The sequence below is a fragment of the Burkholderia sp. SIMBA_051 genome, assembly GCF_046534915.1.
Lineage (GTDB): Bacteria > Pseudomonadota > Gammaproteobacteria > Burkholderiales > Burkholderiaceae > Burkholderia > Burkholderia ambifaria.
On sequence record NZ_JAWRXS010000817.1, the window covers coordinates 1 to 240 of the forward strand.

Below are 240 nucleotides of genomic sequence, written 5' to 3' on the forward strand. Positions count from 1 at the left end.
TGGTTCTGCCCAGGTTCGCGTTCTCTTGTCAGGCCGTGGCCGGTTCGTCGCGCGAGTTTCCATTCCCTCTCTCCGTAGCCAACAAGAAGGGGACGTACATGAGTCTCATCGAAGTCAAAGTTCCAGATATCGGCGATTTCAACGGCGTCGATGTCATCGAAGTCAACATCAAACCCGGCGACGTGATCGAAAAAGAGCAAACGCTCATCACGCTCGAATCCGATAAGGCATCCATGGAAG

Annotated in this window: 1 protein-coding gene; it reads left to right on the forward strand. The window is 53.3% G+C overall.

All coding sequences use genetic code 11. From position 1 onward, the window contains the following. Nucleotides 1-5: 5 nt before the first annotated feature. The coding region (locus SB771_RS36725) for a biotin/lipoyl-containing protein (RefSeq protein WP_410722249.1) at nucleotides 6-240 on the forward strand (235 nt) is incomplete at its 3' end.